The organism is Pollutimonas subterranea (assembly GCF_002849655.1).
GTDB lineage: Bacteria > Pseudomonadota > Gammaproteobacteria > Burkholderiales > Burkholderiaceae_B > Pollutimonas > Pollutimonas subterranea.
Map to the genome: position 1 here is coordinate 131,588 of NZ_PDNW01000009.1, position 19,129 is coordinate 150,716.

General features: G+C 58.2%; 20 protein-coding genes. 8 read left to right on the top strand and 12 right to left on the bottom strand.

Annotated features, from left to right (window positions below; genetic code table 11):
• Positions 1-85 precede the first annotated feature (85 nt).
• Positions 86-286: a hypothetical protein gene (locus CR159_RS12170; RefSeq protein ID WP_102074218.1), complete on the top strand. Its 201-nt coding sequence runs from the start codon at positions 86-88 to the stop codon at positions 284-286.
• Entirely contained in the window at positions 283-642 is a 360-nt protein-coding gene (locus CR159_RS12175; RefSeq protein ID WP_102074219.1) for a translation initiation factor Sui1, read from the top strand. Before CR159_RS12170 ends, CR159_RS12175 begins: the two co-directional genes overlap by 4 nt.
• A gap of 19 nt (positions 643-661) precedes the next feature.
• On the opposite strand, the gene CR159_RS12180 is transcribed toward CR159_RS12175, so the two are convergent.
• Positions 662-1,879: an MFS transporter gene (locus tag CR159_RS12180; RefSeq protein WP_233208287.1), complete on the bottom strand. Its 1,218-nt coding sequence runs from the start codon at positions 1,877-1,879 to the stop codon at positions 662-664.
• A 162-nt stretch (positions 1,880-2,041) separates the two neighbouring features.
• Between CR159_RS12180 and CR159_RS12185 the strand changes: the two genes are divergently transcribed.
• Both CR159_RS12185 and CR159_RS12190 read left to right on the top strand, forming a co-directional pair.
• Positions 2,042-2,443, top strand: a complete 402-nt coding sequence (locus CR159_RS12185) for a hypothetical protein (RefSeq protein ID WP_102074220.1) — start codon at positions 2,042-2,044, stop codon at positions 2,441-2,443.
• A 102-nt stretch (positions 2,444-2,545) separates the two neighbouring features.
• Positions 2,546-3,403, top strand: a complete 858-nt coding sequence (locus tag CR159_RS12190; protein WP_102074221.1) for a class I SAM-dependent methyltransferase — start codon at positions 2,546-2,548, stop codon at positions 3,401-3,403.
• Here the strand turns inward: CR159_RS12190 and CR159_RS12195 are convergent.
• Complete coding sequence (locus CR159_RS12195) at positions 3,371-3,973, bottom strand: transglycosylase SLT domain-containing protein (protein WP_102074222.1); 603 nt, start codon at positions 3,971-3,973, stop codon at positions 3,371-3,373. The two genes, CR159_RS12190 and CR159_RS12195, sit on opposite strands and share 33 nt — an antisense overlap.
• Before the next feature lie 13 nt (positions 3,974-3,986).
• Positions 3,987-5,471 (bottom strand): amino acid permease, encoded by a 1,485-nt coding sequence (locus CR159_RS12200; RefSeq protein ID WP_102074223.1) that lies wholly within the window; start codon positions 5,469-5,471, stop codon positions 3,987-3,989.
• A 140-nt stretch (positions 5,472-5,611) separates the two neighbouring features.
• Between CR159_RS12200 and CR159_RS12205 the strand changes: the two genes are divergently transcribed.
• Complete coding sequence (locus tag CR159_RS12205; protein ID WP_102070329.1) at positions 5,612-5,740, top strand: entericidin A/B family lipoprotein; 129 nt, start codon at positions 5,612-5,614, stop codon at positions 5,738-5,740.
• 106 nt (positions 5,741-5,846) lie between these two features.
• Here the strand turns inward: CR159_RS12205 and CR159_RS12210 are convergent, their stop codons facing one another.
• A complete protein-coding gene (locus tag CR159_RS12210; protein ID WP_102074224.1) occupies positions 5,847-7,187 on the bottom strand; it encodes a tetratricopeptide repeat protein in 1,341 nt (446 codons plus the stop codon).
• A gap of 186 nt (positions 7,188-7,373) precedes the next feature.
• Between CR159_RS12210 and CR159_RS12215 the strand changes: the two genes are divergently transcribed.
• Entirely contained in the window at positions 7,374-8,384 is a 1,011-nt protein-coding gene (locus CR159_RS12215; protein ID WP_102074225.1) for an AraC family transcriptional regulator, read from the top strand.
• Here the strand turns inward: CR159_RS12215 and CR159_RS12220 are convergent.
• A complete protein-coding gene (locus tag CR159_RS12220) occupies positions 8,356-9,720 on the bottom strand; it encodes an MFS transporter (protein WP_102074226.1) in 1,365 nt (454 codons plus the stop codon). The two genes, CR159_RS12215 and CR159_RS12220, sit on opposite strands and share 29 nt — an antisense overlap.
• A 91-nt stretch (positions 9,721-9,811) precedes the next feature.
• Here CR159_RS12220 and sodC point away from each other — a divergent pair, with 91 nt between their 5' ends.
• Positions 9,812-10,339 (top strand): superoxide dismutase family protein, encoded by a 528-nt coding sequence (gene sodC / locus CR159_RS12225; RefSeq protein WP_102074227.1) that lies wholly within the window; start codon positions 9,812-9,814, stop codon positions 10,337-10,339.
• A 34-nt stretch (positions 10,340-10,373) separates the two neighbouring features.
• On the opposite strand, the gene CR159_RS12230 is transcribed toward sodC, so the two are convergent.
• From CR159_RS12230 to CR159_RS12260, 7 genes are all read right to left on the bottom strand, one after another.
• On the bottom strand, positions 10,374-12,659 hold the full coding sequence (locus CR159_RS12230) for an FdhF/YdeP family oxidoreductase (RefSeq protein WP_102074228.1): 2,286 nt from the start codon (positions 12,657-12,659) through the stop codon (positions 10,374-10,376).
• A 118-nt stretch (positions 12,660-12,777) separates the two neighbouring features.
• Positions 12,778-13,602: a phosphodiesterase gene (locus CR159_RS12235; protein ID WP_102074229.1), complete on the bottom strand. Its 825-nt coding sequence runs from the start codon at positions 13,600-13,602 to the stop codon at positions 12,778-12,780.
• A 2-nt stretch (positions 13,603-13,604) separates the two neighbouring features.
• A complete protein-coding gene (locus CR159_RS12240; RefSeq protein WP_102074230.1) occupies positions 13,605-14,660 on the bottom strand; it encodes an ABC transporter ATP-binding protein in 1,056 nt (351 codons plus the stop codon).
• Between the two features lie 13 nt (positions 14,661-14,673).
• Positions 14,674-15,477: an ABC transporter permease gene (locus CR159_RS12245; protein ID WP_233208288.1), complete on the bottom strand. Its 804-nt coding sequence runs from the start codon at positions 15,475-15,477 to the stop codon at positions 14,674-14,676.
• 9 nt (positions 15,478-15,486) lie between these two features.
• Complete coding sequence (locus tag CR159_RS12250; RefSeq protein WP_102074231.1) at positions 15,487-16,314, bottom strand: ABC transporter permease; 828 nt, start codon at positions 16,312-16,314, stop codon at positions 15,487-15,489.
• A gap of 26 nt (positions 16,315-16,340) precedes the next feature.
• The gene (locus CR159_RS12255; protein ID WP_102074279.1) at positions 16,341-17,354 is read right to left on the bottom strand and encodes an ABC transporter substrate-binding protein; all 1,014 of its coding nucleotides are present in this window, start codon (positions 17,352-17,354) and stop codon (positions 16,341-16,343) included.
• Positions 17,355-17,410: 56 nt separating this feature from the next.
• Positions 17,411-18,439, bottom strand: a complete 1,029-nt coding sequence (locus CR159_RS12260) for a LacI family DNA-binding transcriptional regulator (RefSeq protein ID WP_102074232.1) — start codon at positions 18,437-18,439, stop codon at positions 17,411-17,413.
• Between the two features lie 191 nt (positions 18,440-18,630).
• Between CR159_RS12260 and CR159_RS12265 the strand changes: the two genes are divergently transcribed.
• Complete coding sequence (locus CR159_RS12265; RefSeq protein ID WP_102074233.1) at positions 18,631-19,113, top strand: nucleoside deaminase; 483 nt, start codon at positions 18,631-18,633, stop codon at positions 19,111-19,113.
• Positions 19,114-19,129: the final 16 nt, after the last annotated feature.

Sequence of the window (19,129 nt, forward strand, 5' to 3'; positions counted from 1 at the left end):
GTACTATGCCGGTTTCGCCATCGCGCTGCATTATGTGCAGGGCGCTCCCGCTGTTGCGGCATGGCGCCACAGAAAAGGAATGAGTATGACGAAAAAGAAGGGCGCGCCTGATCCCGACGAGATTGCACTGATCGAGTGGTGCATTGAAGTGGAAGGGCATCTGGTTGCCGCCGGCGCCACCTTGCGGCAGGCACAGGAACATATCGAAGAACAGGCAGAGTGGTTCACGGATATGTTCTATAACGGCTTGACGCCCGAAGAGGCGGCCAGGGAAGCGCTTAATTGAGTCCACGGCAAACCAGTACCCTTGTCTATTCCACCGAGTCAGGCCGGATGTGTCCGGAATGTTCCAGGCCCGTGGCGCAGTGCTCCTGTCGAACGCAGGACGCTGTCCCGACCTCCGACGGAATCGTGCGCATTTCACTGGAGACGAAAGGGCGGCGGGGCAAAGGGGTGACCGTGATCAAAGGCGTTCCCCTGGGCGCGCTTGACTTGGCCGTGCTGGCCAAGCAGCTTAAGACGGCTTGCGGTTCAGGTGGCACGGCGAAAGAGGGTGTCATCGAGATACAAGGCGACCATCGCGACCTGCTGGAGCAAAAACTTGCCGAACGCTGGGTGGTAAAGCGTTCGGGCGGCCGCTAGACCGCGCCGCTAGCAGTCACTACACCGGCACGGGCCGGCGTGAAATACTGTTTGCAAACCAAAAGCCCAGTAAGGGCAGGGCCGTCATGCTGGCAATGAATGCGGCGCCAACGCCGTACTCGTCAATCAATACTGAAATGGCGCCGATGCCCAGCGATTGCCCCAGGAACAGGCTGCAGGCAAACAGGGACACAGCGGTTCCGCGCGTCGCCGGCGCCATTTGCGTAGCGTTGGCCTGCAAGGTGTTGTGCATCATATAAAAGCCCAGCCCGGATATCAAGCACGATGGTATGGCCCATGCCCAGTGGGGGCCGAAAGCCAGCATGGCAAAGCCGGTACCCATCAGCAAGCCGCCATTCAACGCCAGTCCTCGTTCACCAAAACGCCCCAATAACCGGCGTGCAAAGAAGGTGTAGACCAGGCCGCCGACGCCGTACAGGGCAACGATGGCCCCGGCAGCCGTCATTGGCAGCGCGAAGCGCTCATGTAGATAGATCGGTATGAAAACCAGGGCGCTGAATACGAAACCACCCTCGATCAGCGCGATCAGCAATATGCGGCGCGCCCACGGAATCCCAAGTACATTCCCCATTTGCCTGAGAAAGCTTTGCCTGTTTGGATTGACGGGTTCTTTAGGCGGAAGAGAGCGCAAAAGCATGAACGCGACGGCACCAAAAAGCAGGGCCAGCACGCCGAAAGCGGCTTGCCAGTTCAGCATGTCCGCGAATATGCCTCCCGCCCATTGCCCGCAGATCATGCCCAGAATGGTTGCTGACATAAACTTGGCCAGGACGCCTTGCCGTTCCGCGTAGGGAACCGAATCACCGATGTATGCCATGCTCAGCGGGATGATACCGGCCGTCGCCGCCCCGGCCATACCGCGCAAAATAATAATTGCCGACATGGAAGGAGCGAAAACCAGGGCCAGGTTCAGAAGCGCAGAGGCGGCTACGGCAAAACTGATGACGCGTTGTTTGCCGTAGCGGTCACCCAACGGCCCGTACACCAGTTGAAGCACGCCATAGGCGATGACGAAAAGCGATATCGACCCTGCGGCGACACCGGTCGATACCTGGAATGATTCGGCCAGATCAGGAAGCAGCGCATCGCAAATCCGCATGCCGACCATGCTTGCAAACCCGGCGCACGCTACGAGAAAAAAACTGCCGTGTGCCGTTTTCGACTGCTGCGATGTGGTGTCGACCATCCGTGATTCTTCCGTGATTTCCAAGAGCATGCCATCTTACGTGGTAATCCCTGACAGGGAAATCGAGAACCTTGAATGCGTAACATACCCTGGTTATTCTGGCGCGGATATGTACAGTTTAGACATATATCTGTTACCAATCATAAATAAACGGCATAAAAGTTGTATGCCGGTTTACACAAGGAGAAGGCAATGTCCAACGAAATGATGAAGAACTGGAACGAATACAAACCGACCAAGACAGTGTGGTTATGGTCCGCAGTAGGCGCTGCAGGCCTGACCATGATTGTGGGCTTCACAGCCGGCGGCTGGATGACCAGTAGCACGGCCGCTGAGCGGACCCAGGCCTCTACCGAATTGGCGGTTGCTACACTGGCGGCCGACATTTGCTCCAACCGGTTTCTTGCCGCCGCCGATGCCGATGCCAAGCTGGCCGCGCTAAAAGAAACGGACTCCTGGAAACAGGACACCTTCATCGAGGAAGGTGGCTGGGTAACGTTCGCCAACATGGAAAAACCCGTCGATGGCGCTGCGGAGTTGTGCGCGAGCCGGTTAATGGCCGCATCACCGTCCGCCACAGACAGCGGCGCCTAAGCGGCAAGGCCTATGCGCCACGACGAGACTCGGACCGACATGACTGGATAATGAGTAAACTGAGAGGCTATTCTTCAGAAAGATCTCATCTTGTCACAGGCCATGTCTTCCACACACGAAATTCGTCCCGAACAATCCATCGAGCTGCTCAAGGCGCTGCATATTCTTACGCGCGACGGCAAGATGAACCAGGACAGTCGGCGCAAGCTCAAGCAGGTTTATCATCTGTTCCAGTTCATCGAACCTTTGCTCACCGATTTGAAGCAAGGGCGCGACGGCATCACGCTGGTGGACCATGGCTCGGGAAAATCGTACCTGGGTTTCATCCTGTACGACTTGTTCTTCAAGCAACTGAAGGATCAATCCCGCCTGTACGGCATTGAAACCCGTGAAGAATTGGTCAAGAGCGCTGCCGATCTTGCGCAACGCCTTGGCTTCACCGGCATGTCGTTCCTGAATCTTTCGGTGGCCGACTCCATCGTTTCGGGCCTCCTCCCGCCTCGCGTTGATATCGTTACGGCCTTGCATGCCTGCAATACCGCCACCGACGATGCCATACGGTTCGCTTTGCACAAGCGCGCCAAATACATCGTGGTCGTTCCGTGTTGCCAGGCCGAAGTGGCCAGTGTGCTGCGCCGCAAGAAGGCCATGTCGCTGGGAGCCGGTGCCTTGGCGGAAATATGGCGCCATCCCTTGCACACGCGCGAATTCGGTAGCCAGGCCACGAATGTATTGCGCAGCTTGCAGCTGGAGGCCCATGGCTATCAGGTTACGGTCACCGAGTTGGTGGGATGGGAGCACTCGATGAAAAATGAACTGATCATCGCCACCTACAAGAACCTGCCGCGGCGCAAGGCGACCGAACGCCTCGAAAGCCTGCTCAACTTATTGGGGTTGGAAGAAATGCACGACCGGTTTTTTGCGCCGTCAGAACCAGCCGAACAGGCCGCCACGGCTTAGCTCGTTTTCGCAGCTTTTGTATTGGGCACCGAATCGTTCGGCGCGTTGTTTGACAACCGTCGACACGCGCTTGAGCCACGGCTTGCGGTCATGGCTGCGATTGCGGTAGCCAGTCCAGCCTTCGTGGTAATTCAGGTATTGTCCGTAGGCGTCCCATTTCGAGACACCATTCAAGCGTTGCGTCTTGCTGATGTACCAGCCCATGAAATCCAGCGCATCGTCGAAATCGTCGCGGCTGGAGAGCCAGCTGCCGGCGTCGCGCTGATAGTCATCCCAGGTTTCGTCCTTGGCCTGCGCATAGCCATAGGCGGAGCTGACCCGTCCCCACGGGATGAATCCGAGCAAATAGTCGCGAGGTGGCAGGGCATCCTCGCGAAAGCTGGACTCCTGGTACATCATGGCCATGGGCACCTGTGGCGGTACACCCCATTTGTCGCGCACTTTCAAGGCGGCTTGATGCCACTCCGGCTTTTCGCGGAATATTGCGCACAGGTTCTCCGGATCGGACGGTGGCAGAGTGGCGCAGCCACCAAGCGCCAGTAAGGGCAGCCAAAAAAGGTGTCTTCGCATCGATATTTATTATTTAAGCTTGATGATAGGTGTCGGGGAAGGTCATATCCTTATAGCGGACAATGCCGCCTTTGCGGGCTAGTCGGTATCCACACCATAGCAGCAAGAAGAGCGGAATACCTATGTAGGTGGCCAATGCGCCATGCCAGTCGATAGTGTCCTGCAGGAACGCCTGGTAATTCTGGCCAAGTGTAATGACCAGGCATAGCACGAAGGCGAATATGGGTCCGAACGGGAAAAACGGCGATAAATACGGCAGGTCGGCAAGGTCCCGTCCCTGTCGCACGTAGCCGCGTCGAAAACGGTAGTGGCTGATCGCTATGCCCAGCCAGGCAATAAAGCCCGTCATGCCTGAGGTATTGAGCAGCCAGATGTAGACGCGCGTCGGGCTATACACCGAACTCAGGAAGCACAGTGCCGCGACAACGGTCGTGGCAATCAGTGCATAGCGCGGAACGCCATTCCGGGTCAATCGCGAGAATATCCTGGGCGCTTTGCCTTCCACGGCCAGATTGAACAGCATCCGTGTCGAGGCGTACATGCCCGAATTTCCGGCCGATAATACGGAAGTCAGGACCACCGCGTTCATCAGCGCGGCCGCCGACAAGAGCCCGGCCTTCTCGAATACCAGGGTAAATGGGCTGACGCTGATGTCGGTCACATCGTTGCGCAGCAACTGCGGATCGGTATAGGGAATAAGAAAGCCGATTATCAGGATGGCGAACACATAGAACAGCAAGATCCGCCAGAAGATCTGGCGGATTGCACGGGGAATATTGCGTGCCGGGTTCTCGGACTCTCCCGCCGCCACGCCGATCAGTTCGGTTCCCTGGAAGGAAAATCCCACTATCATCGCCACGCCTATCATGGCGGCAAATCCGCCCGGGAAGGGGGCGTCGCCGACGGTCCAGTTCTTGAAGCCCGCGTCCTCGCCGCCTTGCAGGATGCCCGAAATCATGAGCAGGCCCGTGACGATGAAGATCAGCACGGTGGCCACCTTGATGGCGGCAAACCAGTACTCCGCCTCCCCGAATGCCTTGACCGAAATGGAGTTGATCAGGAACATTATCAGCAGGAAGAGCGCGCTCCAGAGAACGCCAGGAACCTCAGGCAGCCAGTAGCTCATGACCAATTGCGCGGCCACAAGATCGACAGCGATCGTCACGGCCCAGTTGTACCAGTAGTTCCACCCCAGTGCGAACCCGAATCCTTCATCCACGTAATGGGCGCCGTAAGTTGAAAACGAACCCGAGACAGGCATGTAGGCGGCCAGTTCACCCAGGCTGGTCATCAGGAAATACACCATCAAACCCACCAGCATGTAGGAAAGCAATGCGCCGCCGGGGCCGGCCTGTGAAATCGTGGCACCCGACGCGACGAACAGGCCGGTGCCAATGGAACCGCCAATGGCGATCATGGAGAGGTGGCGTGCCTTGAGTTCTCGGCGCAAATGAGGGGCGTCGCCGGAAGGAAAGGCTTGGGTTTCTTTTGTGGACATGGATGTTGGGCTTAGGGGTCGCGGCCAATATAGTAATCCATGCCCCCAATCGTGGGCACGATACTTGCCATACAGCTTCGAAGCGTGGGTCAGCTGACACTGTCGACCCCTGCTGCATCGTTACTCAACAGGAGATATATATGAAGAAAATAGTCTGGTTACCTATAGTCCTTGCTTTCGCGGCATTCACGGCAGGCTGCAATACGATGGAAGGAGCCGGCGAAGATATCGAGCGCGGTGGCGAAAAAATCCAACAGCAGGCCCGATAGGTCAGGGCGGTAGCAAGCTTCACGGCTTGGTGCAAAGAAAGCCCCAAGGATTGGATCGTAAAGATCCAGTCTTGGGGCTTTCTTTCGGGTTGGATGTCTGTATTGTTCAGGCAGCCTTGCTGCTCTCCTCGCCGGCATGGTCGATACGCGCCTGGAACAGCAAGTTGCCACGGCTATGAGGTTTCAACGCCAGGCGTTCATTCGCTAGCCCAGTGGCGAGCTCCAGATACCGCCCTTGAATTGCGGCTTCCATCAAGGTCAAGTCGATGATGTCTCGTTGCGCATGGCTTCCACCGAAGCTGTTGACAATGAATCGGGCACTGTGCAGGCACTCAACGGCAGTGTGGTAGTCCTTGCACCAAAAGGCGGTGAATCCCTCGATCAAGGGGATCGCCGTACGGCGTGTCCAAGCCGCAATTTCGGACTCTTCGTTCGCTGTGATCCGTAGGCTCTGCAGGTTGCGTGCGATGTCGTCATCGCGACCGGCGCCCAAATACGTCATCGTCGCATGCCAGTCGTTAAAGGGATACAGCTTTCCATCGACGTGTGGTTCCCAGGCGCTTGCCACTTCAGACCATCGATTTCCGACATCGACACCCGCCAGATGTAGACGCCAAAGCATGGCGGAAGCGTCGACCAGCTCCAGGGCGATCTGGCTTTGGTTGGCGCGGATCGCGGAATCGTAGAGCGCGAGCGCTTCATCGCCACGGCCAAGCTCCACCAGATAGACCGCCTTATGCCACCAGTTGTGTACCTTGAAGAAATTATCATCATCGGCCCAATACGGCTCGCGTGTCGTCATCCATTCCAGTCCGTCCTCTGCACGCCCCTGCATTTCCATGACGTGCGCAACGGCATGATGAGCCCAGGAATCCATCGGCTCCAATTCAATTGCCCGGCGGCCATTTTCCTCCGCCCGGGCGTAGTCGCCGGCTTCTTCAAGCCCGAATGCATACATGCCCAGCAGCATCGGGTAGCCGGGTATATCAGCCGACCATGCGGGTAGCACGCGGGCCATGCGGTCACGCAGGTTCCTTGCGCAGGCGCGGTAGAAGTCCATGAGATGGCCGCCATGTATGGCCACTATATCCAGGGGATAGCTGACATTGTGCATATCGAGAGCCTGCGCCGCGGCGGTCCATTGTCCGTGCAGCATAAGATCAAGCGCGTGGACGTGCGAGGTCTCGCGATCGTCCAGTCGCAGGGTGGACAACTTATCGACTATTGCTTTTCCGTAGTCGTTGGCGGCGGGCTCGGTTGCCAGTCCCACCATATACGCTTTCAGGATGTGCGCCATCGCGAAATCGGGCGCCGCTTCAATGGCGCGGTCCACCACGCCCAAAGGGTCTCCCCGATAAAGCGCGAAGGAGGTTTGTGCCTCGTTGTAATGCTCTGCCGCCTGCACTGTTGCGCCGGAGAGCCGGTTGCCTTGCTGGTCTGTAATCATTGGTTTCTTTTCCTCGTGGACTCGCATGGACTTCCATCGCTGATGCGAGCATAGTGTTATCACTTGATTCGCCATCACTTTATGTCGATGAGCGGGAACTAGCTTAAAAGACGGTGGGGATTAGAACCATGTGCAAGGCGCCGGTTCTTTTGACTATGCCGCCGCCGATTTCGCGGGTGATTTGCGATGAGCACGGTTTTCGATACCTTGCGGGGAACACGCCTTACCGGCGGCATTTTTCTCGATGCCGAGTTTTCAGCGCCCTGGAGTGTCACGGCGCAGGTTACGCCGGAAGACTGTCGTCCGTTCATGCCCGTTCCGCAGCACATCATCGCGTATCACTATGTTGCCTGCGGACATTGCGTGGTGGCGATCACTGGTCAGCCGCCGGTGGCCGTCAGTGCAGGCGGAATCGTTATTCTGCCTCGCAATCATCCTCATCTGCTCGCCAGTGCATTGAATGTGGTGCCGGTCTGTGCCGATCACCTTATTCGGCCAGGGACAGCTGCGGGTCCGGCTCGTATTATCTACGGCGGAGGCGGAGAAGCCACGCACATCCTGTGTGGCTTCCTGGGCACCGACGCACCGCAGACGGCTATGATTGCAATGCTGCCCGACCTGTTGACGCTGAGTTCGACAAATTGGGAAGCTGCCGGCTGGATAGAAAGTTCCTTCAGGTTTGCTGTACAGGAATCGGCCAAAGGGCGACCTGACTCCGGCGGCATGCTGGTCCGGCTAGCAGAACTCTTATTTTATGAGGCGGTGCGCCAGTACCTGGTCTTGCAGCCAGGCGAGCGTAGACCTATGGTCGCAGGCATGCACGATGTACTGATCGGTCGGGCGCTACGCCTCTTGCATCAGCAATTGTGTCGCCACTGGACCACCGAGGAGCTTGCCCACGAAATAGGATTGTCCCGGTCTTCGTTTGCGGAGCGTTTCGTCCGTGCAGTGGGCGAACCGCCGATTCGGTACCTGGTTCATCAGCGGCTGGACCGGGCATCGCTACGCTTGTTGGAATCCTCTGATTCGATATGCCGGATTGCCTATGAGGTGGGATACGAGTCCGAGGCTGCTTTCAACCGTGCTTTCCGGCGAGAATATGGGATACCACCGTCGACATGGCGCCGAGGCGCAATGACGCCCCGGCCAAAAAACGCTTCGCTGCCTTTCAGGCCCGCGTCATCTGGGGAGCCATGAGGGTAAATTCACGCGAGGGCAGGCGCAGCGCGATGACCGCGGCGATAAGCAGGAGTGCCCCCGCACTGCCGAATGCGACCCAGTGCGTGCCGAAGGTCTCGTAGCCCCAACCGCCAAGCCAGGAGCTGACCATGGCGCCAACCTGATGGCCCAGGTAGGAGCAGCCATACAGCACACCCACTAGGCGCACGCCATAGATGTCGGCCAGGATGGCCGACGACATGGCAATGCTGCCCGCCCAGACGATGCCGCCTATGGAAGCGGCGATGTAGAGCTCCCAGTGCGTACCCACCACCAGCAAGGCAAAGAAACCCAGCCCACGCACAAAATAAATCGCGGACAGCATTTTCTTGCGCGGAATCTTATCGGACATATTCCCAAGAATCAGCGTGCTGAAGATGGCGACGAGTCCGATAAGCCCGATGCCTAATGAACTGGTGGTGGGATCGAAGCCATGGTCCATCAGCATGGGCACACCGTGCGTGCCAAGCAGGTTCATGCTGAAGCCACAGGCGAACAGGCCCAGGGTGATTTTCCAGAACGGTGCGGTATACATGGCTTGACGCAAGGTCAGGCTTTCCGGAACCGCTTGCGCGCCCTCCGGCCTGGATGCGATGTACTCGGCAGTCTGGTCGGCATGCGGAGGTGCATTGTCGCGAATGACGAACAAGGCCAGGGGGACAGTGAAGAGGGTATAGACGGCGGCGAATCCCAGGATGGTCGCCTGCCAGCCCACTGCCTGGATGGCGCTTGTCAGCAAAGGTGTCATGATGGCAATGCCAGCCATGGATCCGGTGGAGAGAAAGAACAAGGCTTTCCCGCGGCGACGAACAAACCACTTGGTAAGCACAGGCGTCAAGGTGATGGGACTGGCCAGGGCCAGGCCAATGGATAGGAGTATGCCGAACGCCAACATAAAGCTTACCGGGTCGCGCGCGTTGACAGTCCAGATCGATGCGACGATAACAACGGCATTGCCCAGCAGCAGTACCGGGCGTGTTCCCATTCTACTCACCAGATAACCTGCCAAGGGCATGCCCAGGCCGTAGAACAGCATACCGATGGCGATGATGCTGGATAGCAGGCTGCGGCTGAAGCCCAAGTCGTCCACCATGGGCAGGAAAAAGGGCCCTATGCCCAAGCGCATACCCACCGTCAACAAGGTCAGCACGGATGCCGCCGCGACTATGTTCCATCCAAAATACCAATTGCCGTAGCGGTGCGCTGCCAATGCTGTCTCCAGTGTTGCTTTTGCCGGCCAGTGTATACGTGTTTGCGAAGCGAAGGGCTGGCAGCCTTCGCTTCGCTGAGTCGTCTGGTGATTGTAGTTCGGCATGCGGCGTGCTGGCAGGGTTCTTTCAACCTTTTTGTTTTTCCGATACGGGTCGCCCGACACGCCAGGGCTATCATTCACTATGGAGATATCTATGCGATACCACCTTCTTTTTGCGCTATCGGCAAGCATTTGCCTGTCCGGCCACGCGATGGCCGACACCACAGTCCAAATGCATGAAGTCAATGCGCAAGGAAACGCCAAATCCGTCGGCACAGTCGTGATTTCGGAAACGCCATACGGGCTGGTCTTTACGCCTGAGATTAAAGGTATCGGTGCCGGCATCCACGGGTTTCATGTTCATGAGAATCCAAGCTGCGATCCCGCTGAACAAAAGGGCAAGCCAGTTGCAGCGGGTGCGGCCGGCGGGCACTACGACCCCGAGAAAACGGGCAAGCATGGTTTTCCTTGGGGACAAGGACACCTGGGAGACTTACCCGCGCTTTATGTGAACACCGACGGCAATGCCGCCAACCCGGTCCTGGCCCCGCGCATGAAGAAGCTATCCGATGTTTCTGGCCGTGCGCTGATGGTGCATATGGGTGGCGACAATCATTCCGACCACCCCCAGCCGCTGGGCGGGGGCGGGTCGAGAATTGCCTGCGGGGTGATAGGCAAGTAGGCTGCGGCCCATTGGGCCAGTCTACTGGCGGCCGCTAGGTCATGGCCGCCACGCGCACCGGTATCGATTTGGCGGCCGGTGTCTTGCTTTTCTGATCGTGTTGCCAAAGCGGTATCAGTGCATTGCACTCCGGGTAATAGCCCGCGCAACAGCCAGGCGGCACGTTGTACTCGATCACTTTGAAGCCGTCCATGCTACGGTGCACACCATCGTCAGCCACCGTAGTGATCGAGACCATTGCTTCATTGGCAATACCGAGACGGTTCATATCCTGGCTGTTCATCATCAACACCATGCGCGAACCATAAATGCCTCGGAACCGGTCCCGATAGCCGTACACGGTCGTGTTGAACTGGTCGTTGGACCGCAATGTCATAAGACGCAGCACGTTTGCATCGCGCCCATCGTCAAAGCTTGCGCTGAGCGATGAAGGGACGAGGAAATTGCCTTTGCCGGTGTCGGTGTTCCACTTGCGGTGGCGCGCGGCCGAGTAGCGGTGAAAGCCGCCGGGCGTATCCATACGTGAGTTGTAGTCGCGGAAGTCATCCGGATACGTGGCCTCTATGGCGTCGCGCACCAGCCCATAATTGCCGACCCAATCGTCCCAGGGGACCTTGGGGTTCGGTTCAAGGGTGGACTTGGCCAGCTCCGCCACGATTCTTGCTTCGGACAACAGATGCTCACTGGCTGGGGTGGCTTGTCCGCGCGAGGCATGTATACAGGACGTGGAATCTTCCATCGTTACGACTTGCAGCCCGCTGGCCTGATGGTCGTGTTCGATCCGCCCCAGACAGGGCAGCAAATAAGTCGTCTTCGCGGTGATCAGGTGCGTGCGGTTCAGCTTGGTTGCCACATTGACGGACAGGCTCAGCTTGCGCCATGCCGGTTCCATGATGTCGCGCTCTGGAATCGCACGAACGAAATTGCCGCCCATCCCTACGAAAGCCCTTACGCTGCCATTGATCACGCCCTTGCATGCATCGACCGTGGTAAGGCCGTCTTCGCGAGGAGGTTCGAAACCATAGAGCTCCGCCAGCCTATCCAACGGAACCAGCTTGGTTTTTTCAGAGATGCCTACCGTCCGCTGGCCCTGGACATTCGAATGGCCGCGCACCGGGCAGATCCCAGCCCCGGGCTTGCCGATATTTCCGCGCAGCAACAGTAAATTGACCAGCATCTGTACGCTGTCGGAGCCGCCGCGATGCTGGGTGAGGCCCATGCCGTAAATCGCGATAACGGCCTGTGCGTTCTGGTAAGTGCGGGCGGCGACTTCTATTGCTGCGCGCGAAAGACCGCTGGCTTCTTCGAGCTGCGGCCAGGTATAGGCGAGCACCGCCTTGGCGAACGCCTCAAAGCCATGCGTGTGTTCCTCGATAAACGCGACGTCGAGCACTCGCGAAAGGCCGGTAGTAACGGCTTCGGCGTCCCACTCGATCAAGGCTTTGCACATGCCCATTACCGCTGCAATATCGCCACCGGTACGCACTTGATAGTATTCGGTGGAGATTTGTGTGGGCGTGTTGGTGATCATCTGGCCGGGACGCTGGGGATTGACGAATTCCTCCCAGCCTTTCTCCCTCAAAGGATTGAACACGATGACCGGTACGTCCCGTTCCCGAGCCTCCTGAAGCTGATGCAGCATTCGGGGCGAATTCGTGCCCACGTTCTGCCCAAAAGAAAGGATGCAGTCCGTTTGTTCGAAATCATCGAGCATAACGGTTCCCACCGAGACGCCCAGCGATTCCGGAAGCGCCACAGAGGTGGTCTCGTGGCACATGTTCGAGCTGTCAGGCAGGTTGTTGCAGCCATACATGCGCGCGAACAGCTGGTACATGTAGGACGTTTCCAGCGATGCGCGGCCCGACGTATAAAAGACAACAGATTTGGGATCCAGCCCGCGCAACTGTTGTCCAATGTCGGCAAATGCCTCTCTCCAGCTGACCTCTACATAATGATCGGTATGGGCGTCGTAGCGCATTGGGTGGGTCAGCCGCCCCTGGTCTTCCAGGTCGTGGTCGTCCCAGGCAAGGAGCTCGGCCACTGTATGCCCGGCGAAGAACGAAGGCGTGGTGCGCTTCGAGGTGAGTTCCCAAAACGTCGCTTTCGCGCCGTTCTCGCAAAACTCCCCAGCATGTGGCTCAGCCGGCTTGGCCCAGGCGCAGCTTACGCACATATAGCCGCCGACTTTGTTGTGATAGGTCATTAAGTCTTTGGCCGTGCCGACCGCGCCTTGACGCAGCGAGTAGCGCGCCAGTGACTTGAGTGATCCCCAGCCGCCTGCGGGCTGTTCGTAAGGATGATAACGTAGCTTCTTGTTCATGAGTCCCCCGTGTGTTCGTGACTACGGTTTCCAACATGTATCCAATATCTGAAACAATTGTAGGGAAGACTCAAAATCAGGGAAGTGAGGAGATGTATCGCTGGACGTAAGTCTTGGATTAATCGATCAGTGCCCCGTTGTCATGAAATGGGTAAGGGCCCTCGAACTGACCGATAGGCGCCAGGTGTGTGACCAGCCGTCTGCTCCTGGCGTCCCAGGCGTGCACCCGGAAGCTGGGCGGTTCAAGCATCCATGTGGATGCCGCGGCGTCGTCAAGGTCCAGTGTCACTTGGTGCGCGGGCGCTGGCGACGTTGAAGCAATGGTGCCGCCGAATCTGGCATCGATGGCGCGATGCAGATGGCCGCAGATGATGCGTTCAACGTTCTTATACTTGGAGACGATCGCTTCCAGTACATCGCCGCCCGCGATCAGCCCGATGTCGTCCATGTGCCCGATGAGCGTACGAAAAGGAGGGTGGTGCATGGCTATTATCACCGGACGGTCCTGGCTTTTTTGCAGCATGGCGTCAAGCCAATCAAGTCGTTCGGTGCACAGCGACCCACCACTTTCTCCGGCAATGCAGGTGTCGATGGCGACCACGCGTACCGGCCCGATGTCTACGGCATACTGAATGAATGGGCCTTGTCCCAGATACGTGTGCTCCGGAAAACTGTCGCGCAGAGTTTGCCTGTCATCGTGATTGCCGGGCAGCAAATACACCGGGATGTCGAGCGGTGAAAGCAGTTCCTTGAAATGCGCGTATTCGATGGCTCTGCCAAAGTCGGTGAGGTCACCGGTAATGACCACCGCATGGGGCCGTTGGCGCAGCGCTTTTATTGACGCGACTCCGGCACGCAGATAGGGCGCGGTGTCTATCCTTCCGTAGGCAAGCTGCTTTGGTACCCGGATATGGGGATCAGTCAGTTGGACAATAATGCTCATGGTCAGGCCTCTTGGGCGGCAAGGAAACGGGATGGATCAATGCATATTCCGACGGCGTCGCCCACCCGAAACGGTGTGCTTCCGGGCAGCTCCGCCATTATTGGCACTTGCCCCTCGGTTTCCAGTTGCAGTTGCACGCGATCACCTAGAAAGGTACGCCTCAGGACGCGCGCATGCACCGTATCCGATGCCGGTCGTCCGACCTGGATATCTTCGGGACGGATGAGCAAGTCATGTTGAGATTTCAGGTGATCTGGACATTCTATATCGTGCCCGCCCATGCGGACCACACCTCGATCGCGCTGTGCCGCGTCTCGGGAGATGCGGTTTACGCGTCCAAGGAATTGAGCGACGAACGGATGAGCCGGGTTCCGATAAAGTGATTCACCGTCACCCACTTGAACGATCGCGCCGGCATGCATGACGGCCAGCCGGTCGGCGATCGCGAGCGCCTCCTGCTGGTCGTGCGTAACATGGACAGCGGTGATGCCCAAGCGGCGCAGCAGTTCGGCCAGCTCGTCGCGTAGTGACTCTTTGAGCTTGGCGTCCAGCGCGGCTAGCGGCTCATCCAGTAACAGGACTTGAGGGCGAACGGCAACAGCGCGCGCCAGCGCGACGCGCTGGCGCTGTCCGCCCGACAATTCCGGAGCCCGTTTCTTCTCCAGGCCGCTCAGGCGTACGAGGTCGATCAGTTCACCAACAATTTTGCGCCTTTCCGCTACGGGGACGCCACGGATCTTGAGGCCATAGCCGATATTTGCCTCGACGGTCATCTGCGGAAAGAGTGCATAGCTCTGAAAAACCATACCCACTCCGCGTTTCTCGGCGGGTTGAGCAGTGACGTCCTGACTTGCAAACAGAATCCGACTTCCGGCGTCAGCTGTCTCAAGGCCGGCGATGAGCCGCAACAAGGTGGTCTTGCCGCAGCCGGAGGGGCCAAGCAGTGCAAGGACTTCACCTGCTTCGATGTCCAGATTGGCGGGCAGCAAGGCCCGGGTGCCATCGGGGAAGGTCTTTGCGCACTCAATAACCTGGATGGGGATACGTTCGGGTGTCATGGATAGATGCTTGTCAGTTGGCGTAGCGCTTCTGGATGACGGTGGATACCGCTTGAAGCAGCCACAGTATCGGTACGATAACGAGTAGAAAAATGAGCGTATAGGCTGATCCGACCTCGATGCGCATGGATGCGTAACTGTCCGCCAGTCCCACCGGTAAGGTGCGGGTCAGCGGCGTATGCAGCATCCAGGTCAGATTGAATTCACCGATAGACAGGGTGAACACCATCAAGGTGCCTGCAACGATGGCAGGGAACACGGCCGGCACGAGTACGCCGAGAAACCGTTGCGTGAATGAGGCTCCCAGCGTGCGGGCGGCCTCTTCAAGGGCGAGTAATTCGTGGCGCTGGAAGGCCGAGGACACCGTGCGCACCATGAAAGGCAGCGTAAACACAATATGCCCAATAAGGATGAAACCAAAGCTCTGGCGCAGCAGGTTCACATGCCCATAAGTGAGGATCAGGGCCAGCGCCGTGGCCAGCCCGGGAACGGCCACCGGCAGTGTCAGGAGCTCTTCAAAAGCCCTGGCCCAGCGAGAGCGGCTGCGGGCTAGTGCATATGCACACGGCACGCCGAGAACCAGAGTGCATGCAACACAGGCGAGTGCCACGACGATCGAGGCGAAAACCGTGCTGCCGTAGACCGCCCAGACTTCACCAAGCCAGCGTAATGTCAGGCCGCTGGCGAGTCCCCCACTGTAATTCTCGACGAGACCGGCCATGACGGACATGGCGATGGGAACCGCCATGAATAGCGTCACGGCCAGTGTCATCGTAAACATGAGCGGCGCGCGGCCGCCCGGATCAAGCCTTGTCATGGTCTGCTCTTACGTAGTTGGCGCGCCGGTTCCAGCGACTCGTGCAATGAATAGCACGAGCCAGGTCACAAGCCCCAGGGCAATGGAAAGCGATGCGGCCACTGCGAAATTGGCGTAGTTGGTGAATTCGTTATAGATGGTGATGGGAATCACCTCAAACTTGCTGGCCAAGGTGAACGCGGTGCCAAACGCACCCATGGCAGTGGCAAAAACAATGGCGCCGCAGGCGATCGTCGTGGGTGCCAGCTGCGGTATCCAGACATCGCGCGTTATCGCCCAGCGGGATGCGCCCAGCACTCGGGCCGCTTCTTCAAGCTGCGCATCCATGGCGCCGGCCGCGGCGGTGTACGACGCGATGGCCCGGGGCAAGGAAAAATACAGGTAGGCAAGAAACAAGCCTAGAAGGCCGTAGGCGAATGTGACGCGGCCCATACCGGCGGCGCTGGAAAGCTGTGCAATCCATCCCTGGCGTCCACCCAGAAGAATGATGAAGAATCCGATAATGACTCCGGGAAAAGCCAGCGGCGCAGTCAGTATCGACAGCAAGGCCTGACGGCCGGGGAAACGGCGGCGTGCCAGGTAGATACCGACCGTTGCGCCCACTGCCAGCGTGACCACGGTAACGGCTAGCGACAGCACTAGCGTATTGACCATGCTCTGCAGATAACGAGCATCGGTGAGGACCAGGAAGTAAGTGGCCCATCCTTGCCCTGCCGGCAGCGCGATCAGTCGCGCGACCGGCAGCAGCCAGAACGCCACGAAAAACGCCGCGGCTGGCGCTGCGCATCCGGCAAGGACAGCGCGGCGTCGATCAAAAGGTGGCGATAGGCGCGACATGGCTCAGTATCCTGTTTACTGAAGGTTTAGCGGATGTCTTTCAGATAGCGATCGGCGAAATCCCGCTGAACCGCAGCCATCTTGCTGTAATCTACCGCTTTGACGCGTTCGTAGTCCGATGCAGGCAGGAAAAGGGCTTCCACATCCTTGGGCATTGCTTCCGACCGGACGGGGCGCAGGAATGCTCGCGCCCAGATGGCCTGGCCTGCGTCAGACATGACAAAATCCAGGGCTTTGCGACCGTTATCGGCATGCGGCGCATTGGCCACCAGGCTCATTACATAAGGCACGGCCACTGTACCTTCGCCAGGTATCACGAATTCCACGTTGGCCTTGTCCTTGTACTTGGCACGGTAGGCATTGAAATCATAGTCCAGCAAGATTCCGATTTCGCCGGAAAGCAGACGCGCGTAGGAAGTCTGCTTTGGCACGATGGGCGAGTTCGCCTGGAGCTTTTTGAAATACTCGATACCGGGCGTGAAATTGTCCAGTGTGCCGCCCATTGCCTGGTTGGCGGCCACGGCACCGACGTAACCGACAAAGGCGGAAGAGGGGTCCAGATAGGCGACCAGGCCCTTGTACTCAGGCTTGAGCAAGTCCGCCCAGGTGCGCGGCACAGGCTTACCTTCCAGCGCGTCGACGTTTACCATGAACCCCATCGTGCCGGAATGCGTGGTGAACCAGTGGCCGTCAGGGTCTTTTAAATCGGATGGAATGTCTTCCCAATGTGCTGGCTTGTAGGGTGCTACGACGCCTTTTTCCTGGGCCTGGATGGCGAAGGAAATACCCATGTAGGTGATGTCGGCGACAGGGTTGCCTTTTTCCGCTACCAGCTGGGCAAGGGACTGTCCCGAGTTTTTATTATCGGCAGGAATGGTGACGCCGGTGTGCTGTTGGATGGCCTTGAGCTGGGTACCCCAGTCAGCCCACTCCGTAGGGCAGTTGTAGCAGATGGCTGTCTGGGCCGACACGGTGCCGGCAGCGGCGAGCCCAAGGGCAAACAGGCTGGCGCGGGCGAATCTATTAAAAAGAATGGACATCTTGATCTCCATGAAACGATGACGGGATGTGGCGTAGTTGTGATGTGGCGCAGCGATCAAAAAGGGGCCTGCGCGCATGATTCGCCCCTGAAAAAATGGTAGGGAAGGGTGATGCTTTCTGACGTCGTTGGTTGGCGTCCTTCACGCAGGGCCCGCAGCAGCAGCTCCACACTATGGCGTCCCATGTCTTGGTTGGGCTGTACGACAGTGCTAAGAATGGGCGTCAAGTCGTGGCCCAGCCTTATGCCGTCAAAACCGGTGATACTTAAGTCGGCGGGCACGCGGAGCCCGCACTCGTGGGCCGCCCTCAAGGCACGAATCGCAATCAAGTCGTTGGAGCAGACCAAGGCTGTCGGACGAGAAGGTGCCCGCAACACTCTCGCCACGTCTTCGATGGCCGTTTCGACGAAAGGCACTTGGACCAGAGGCTGCGGGGTCAGGCCTGCCTTGTGCATGCCCTGCATGAAGCCCGCGAGCCGTTGCTGGGCGCGGTCGGACGCGTCGAGCTGGCCGCATACCATCGCAATCCGCCGATGTCCCAGTTGCACCAATTCATGGACCAGGTCGCGCAGTGCGGTGTCTCCGGCTACGGAAACAGTCGGATGGTCAGGGTGCCGGTTGTAGACCAGCACATAAGGCCTCTGGCGCTGGGCCAGCATTTGCAGTGCGATCGATGTTTCCGCGTCTGATACCACGAGTATCGTGCCGTCTACGCCGAAGGACTGCAGGGTCGTAACGGCCTCTTGTTCGATTTCGACGCGATAATCGGTCGTGGCTGGCATGATAGAGTAGCCCAGTGCAGCCGTGGCCTGGGCTATGCCTTGCAGGCACTCGGCGAACACAGGGTTGGTCAGCGTAGGCAAGATGACCCCCAACACCCGGCTGCGCTGCGTACGCAAGGTGCTGGCGGAAGCGTTGGGGCGATATCCGAGCTCGCGGCAAATGGCGCGCACCTGTTCCCGTGTCGCCCCGCTGACTTTCTCGGGTCGGTTGAAGACTCGAGAGACGGTGGCGGGGGAAACCTTTGCACGCCGGGCGATGTCGAGTATGGAAACCGGGTCGACGCCTGCGCAGTCCTTGTCCATCCTGATCCTGTATGAAAACGATTTCTTGAAAACGTTTTCATAGTAGTAAAGCAACATGACATGACGATGACAAGATGGCGATGTCGGTGGCAGTGGGGCATCTTCTTGCATGTACGCACGATCAATCCGGCATAATTGGCGGATTTCACTATTGCTTGTATGCTGGCGTCGCCCAGAAACGAAGGAACGCTATGACGGAAGACGACAGGAAATTCATGGCACGCGCCATTCAACTCGCGGAACAGACGTCGCTGATCGAGAGTGCGGGCGGTGCCTTCGGCGCGGTTATCGTGCAAGATGGCAACATCATCGGCGAGGGCGCAAACCGGGTGGTGGCCGAAAACGATCCGACCTGGCACGGTGAAATGGAGGCCATCCGCAATGCCTGCAAGGCCACCAACAGCTTCAAGCTACGCGATGCCACGCTTTATACCAGTGCAGAGCCATGCCCGATGTGCATGGCGGCTGCCTATTGGGCCGGAATCAAGAACATCTTCTACGCATCGACCAACGAAGATGCTTTCGAATATGGCGATTTCGATGACAGCCTGATCTACGAGGAAATCAAGAAGCCGTCGGCGCAGCGCGCCATCCCAAGCGTGCAGATTATGCGCGACGAAGCTGTTGAGGTCTGGAAAAAGTACCAGAACAAGCCTGACCGCGTACCATACTGACCTTTTGCGTGGACAT

What these genes read in the sequence shown, in the direction of transcription:
- CR159_RS12170 (WP_102074218.1), top strand. Translation starts at nt 86, where the DNA reads ATGACGAAAAAGAAGGGCGCGCCTGATCCCGACGAGATTGCACTGATC.
- CR159_RS12180 (WP_233208287.1), bottom strand. Translation starts at nt 1,879, where the DNA reads ATGCTCTTGGAAATCACGGAAGAATCACGGATGGTCGACACCACATCG.
- CR159_RS12185 (WP_102074220.1), top strand. Translation starts at nt 2,042, where the DNA reads ATGTCCAACGAAATGATGAAGAACTGGAACGAATACAAACCGACCAAG.
- CR159_RS12190 (WP_102074221.1), top strand. Translation starts at nt 2,546, where the DNA reads ATGTCTTCCACACACGAAATTCGTCCCGAACAATCCATCGAGCTGCTC.
- CR159_RS12195 (WP_102074222.1), bottom strand. Translation starts at nt 3,973, where the DNA reads ATGCGAAGACACCTTTTTTGGCTGCCCTTACTGGCGCTTGGTGGCTGC.
- CR159_RS12200 (WP_102074223.1), bottom strand. Translation starts at nt 5,471, where the DNA reads ATGTCCACAAAAGAAACCCAAGCCTTTCCTTCCGGCGACGCCCCTCAT.
- CR159_RS12205 (WP_102070329.1), top strand. Translation starts at nt 5,612, where the DNA reads ATGAAGAAAATAGTCTGGTTACCTATAGTCCTTGCTTTCGCGGCATTC.
- CR159_RS12210 (WP_102074224.1), bottom strand. Translation starts at nt 7,187, where the DNA reads ATGATTACAGACCAGCAAGGCAACCGGCTCTCCGGCGCAACAGTGCAG.
- CR159_RS12215 (WP_102074225.1), top strand. Translation starts at nt 7,374, where the DNA reads ATGAGCACGGTTTTCGATACCTTGCGGGGAACACGCCTTACCGGCGGC.
- CR159_RS12220 (WP_102074226.1), bottom strand. Translation starts at nt 9,720, where the DNA reads ATGCCGAACTACAATCACCAGACGACTCAGCGAAGCGAAGGCTGCCAG.
- sodC (WP_102074227.1), top strand. Translation starts at nt 9,812, where the DNA reads ATGCGATACCACCTTCTTTTTGCGCTATCGGCAAGCATTTGCCTGTCC.
- CR159_RS12230 (WP_102074228.1), bottom strand. Translation starts at nt 12,659, where the DNA reads ATGAACAAGAAGCTACGTTATCATCCTTACGAACAGCCCGCAGGCGGC.
- CR159_RS12235 (WP_102074229.1), bottom strand. Translation starts at nt 13,602, where the DNA reads ATGAGCATTATTGTCCAACTGACTGATCCCCATATCCGGGTACCAAAG.
- CR159_RS12240 (WP_102074230.1), bottom strand. Translation starts at nt 14,660, where the DNA reads ATGACACCCGAACGTATCCCCATCCAGGTTATTGAGTGCGCAAAGACC.
- CR159_RS12245 (WP_233208288.1), bottom strand. Translation starts at nt 15,477, where the DNA reads ATGACAAGGCTTGATCCGGGCGGCCGCGCGCCGCTCATGTTTACGATG.
- CR159_RS12250 (WP_102074231.1), bottom strand. Translation starts at nt 16,314, where the DNA reads ATGTCGCGCCTATCGCCACCTTTTGATCGACGCCGCGCTGTCCTTGCC.
- CR159_RS12255 (WP_102074279.1), bottom strand. Translation starts at nt 17,354, where the DNA reads ATGTCCATTCTTTTTAATAGATTCGCCCGCGCCAGCCTGTTTGCCCTT.
- CR159_RS12260 (WP_102074232.1), bottom strand. Translation starts at nt 18,439, where the DNA reads ATGGACAAGGACTGCGCAGGCGTCGACCCGGTTTCCATACTCGACATC.
- CR159_RS12265 (WP_102074233.1), top strand. Translation starts at nt 18,631, where the DNA reads ATGACGGAAGACGACAGGAAATTCATGGCACGCGCCATTCAACTCGCG.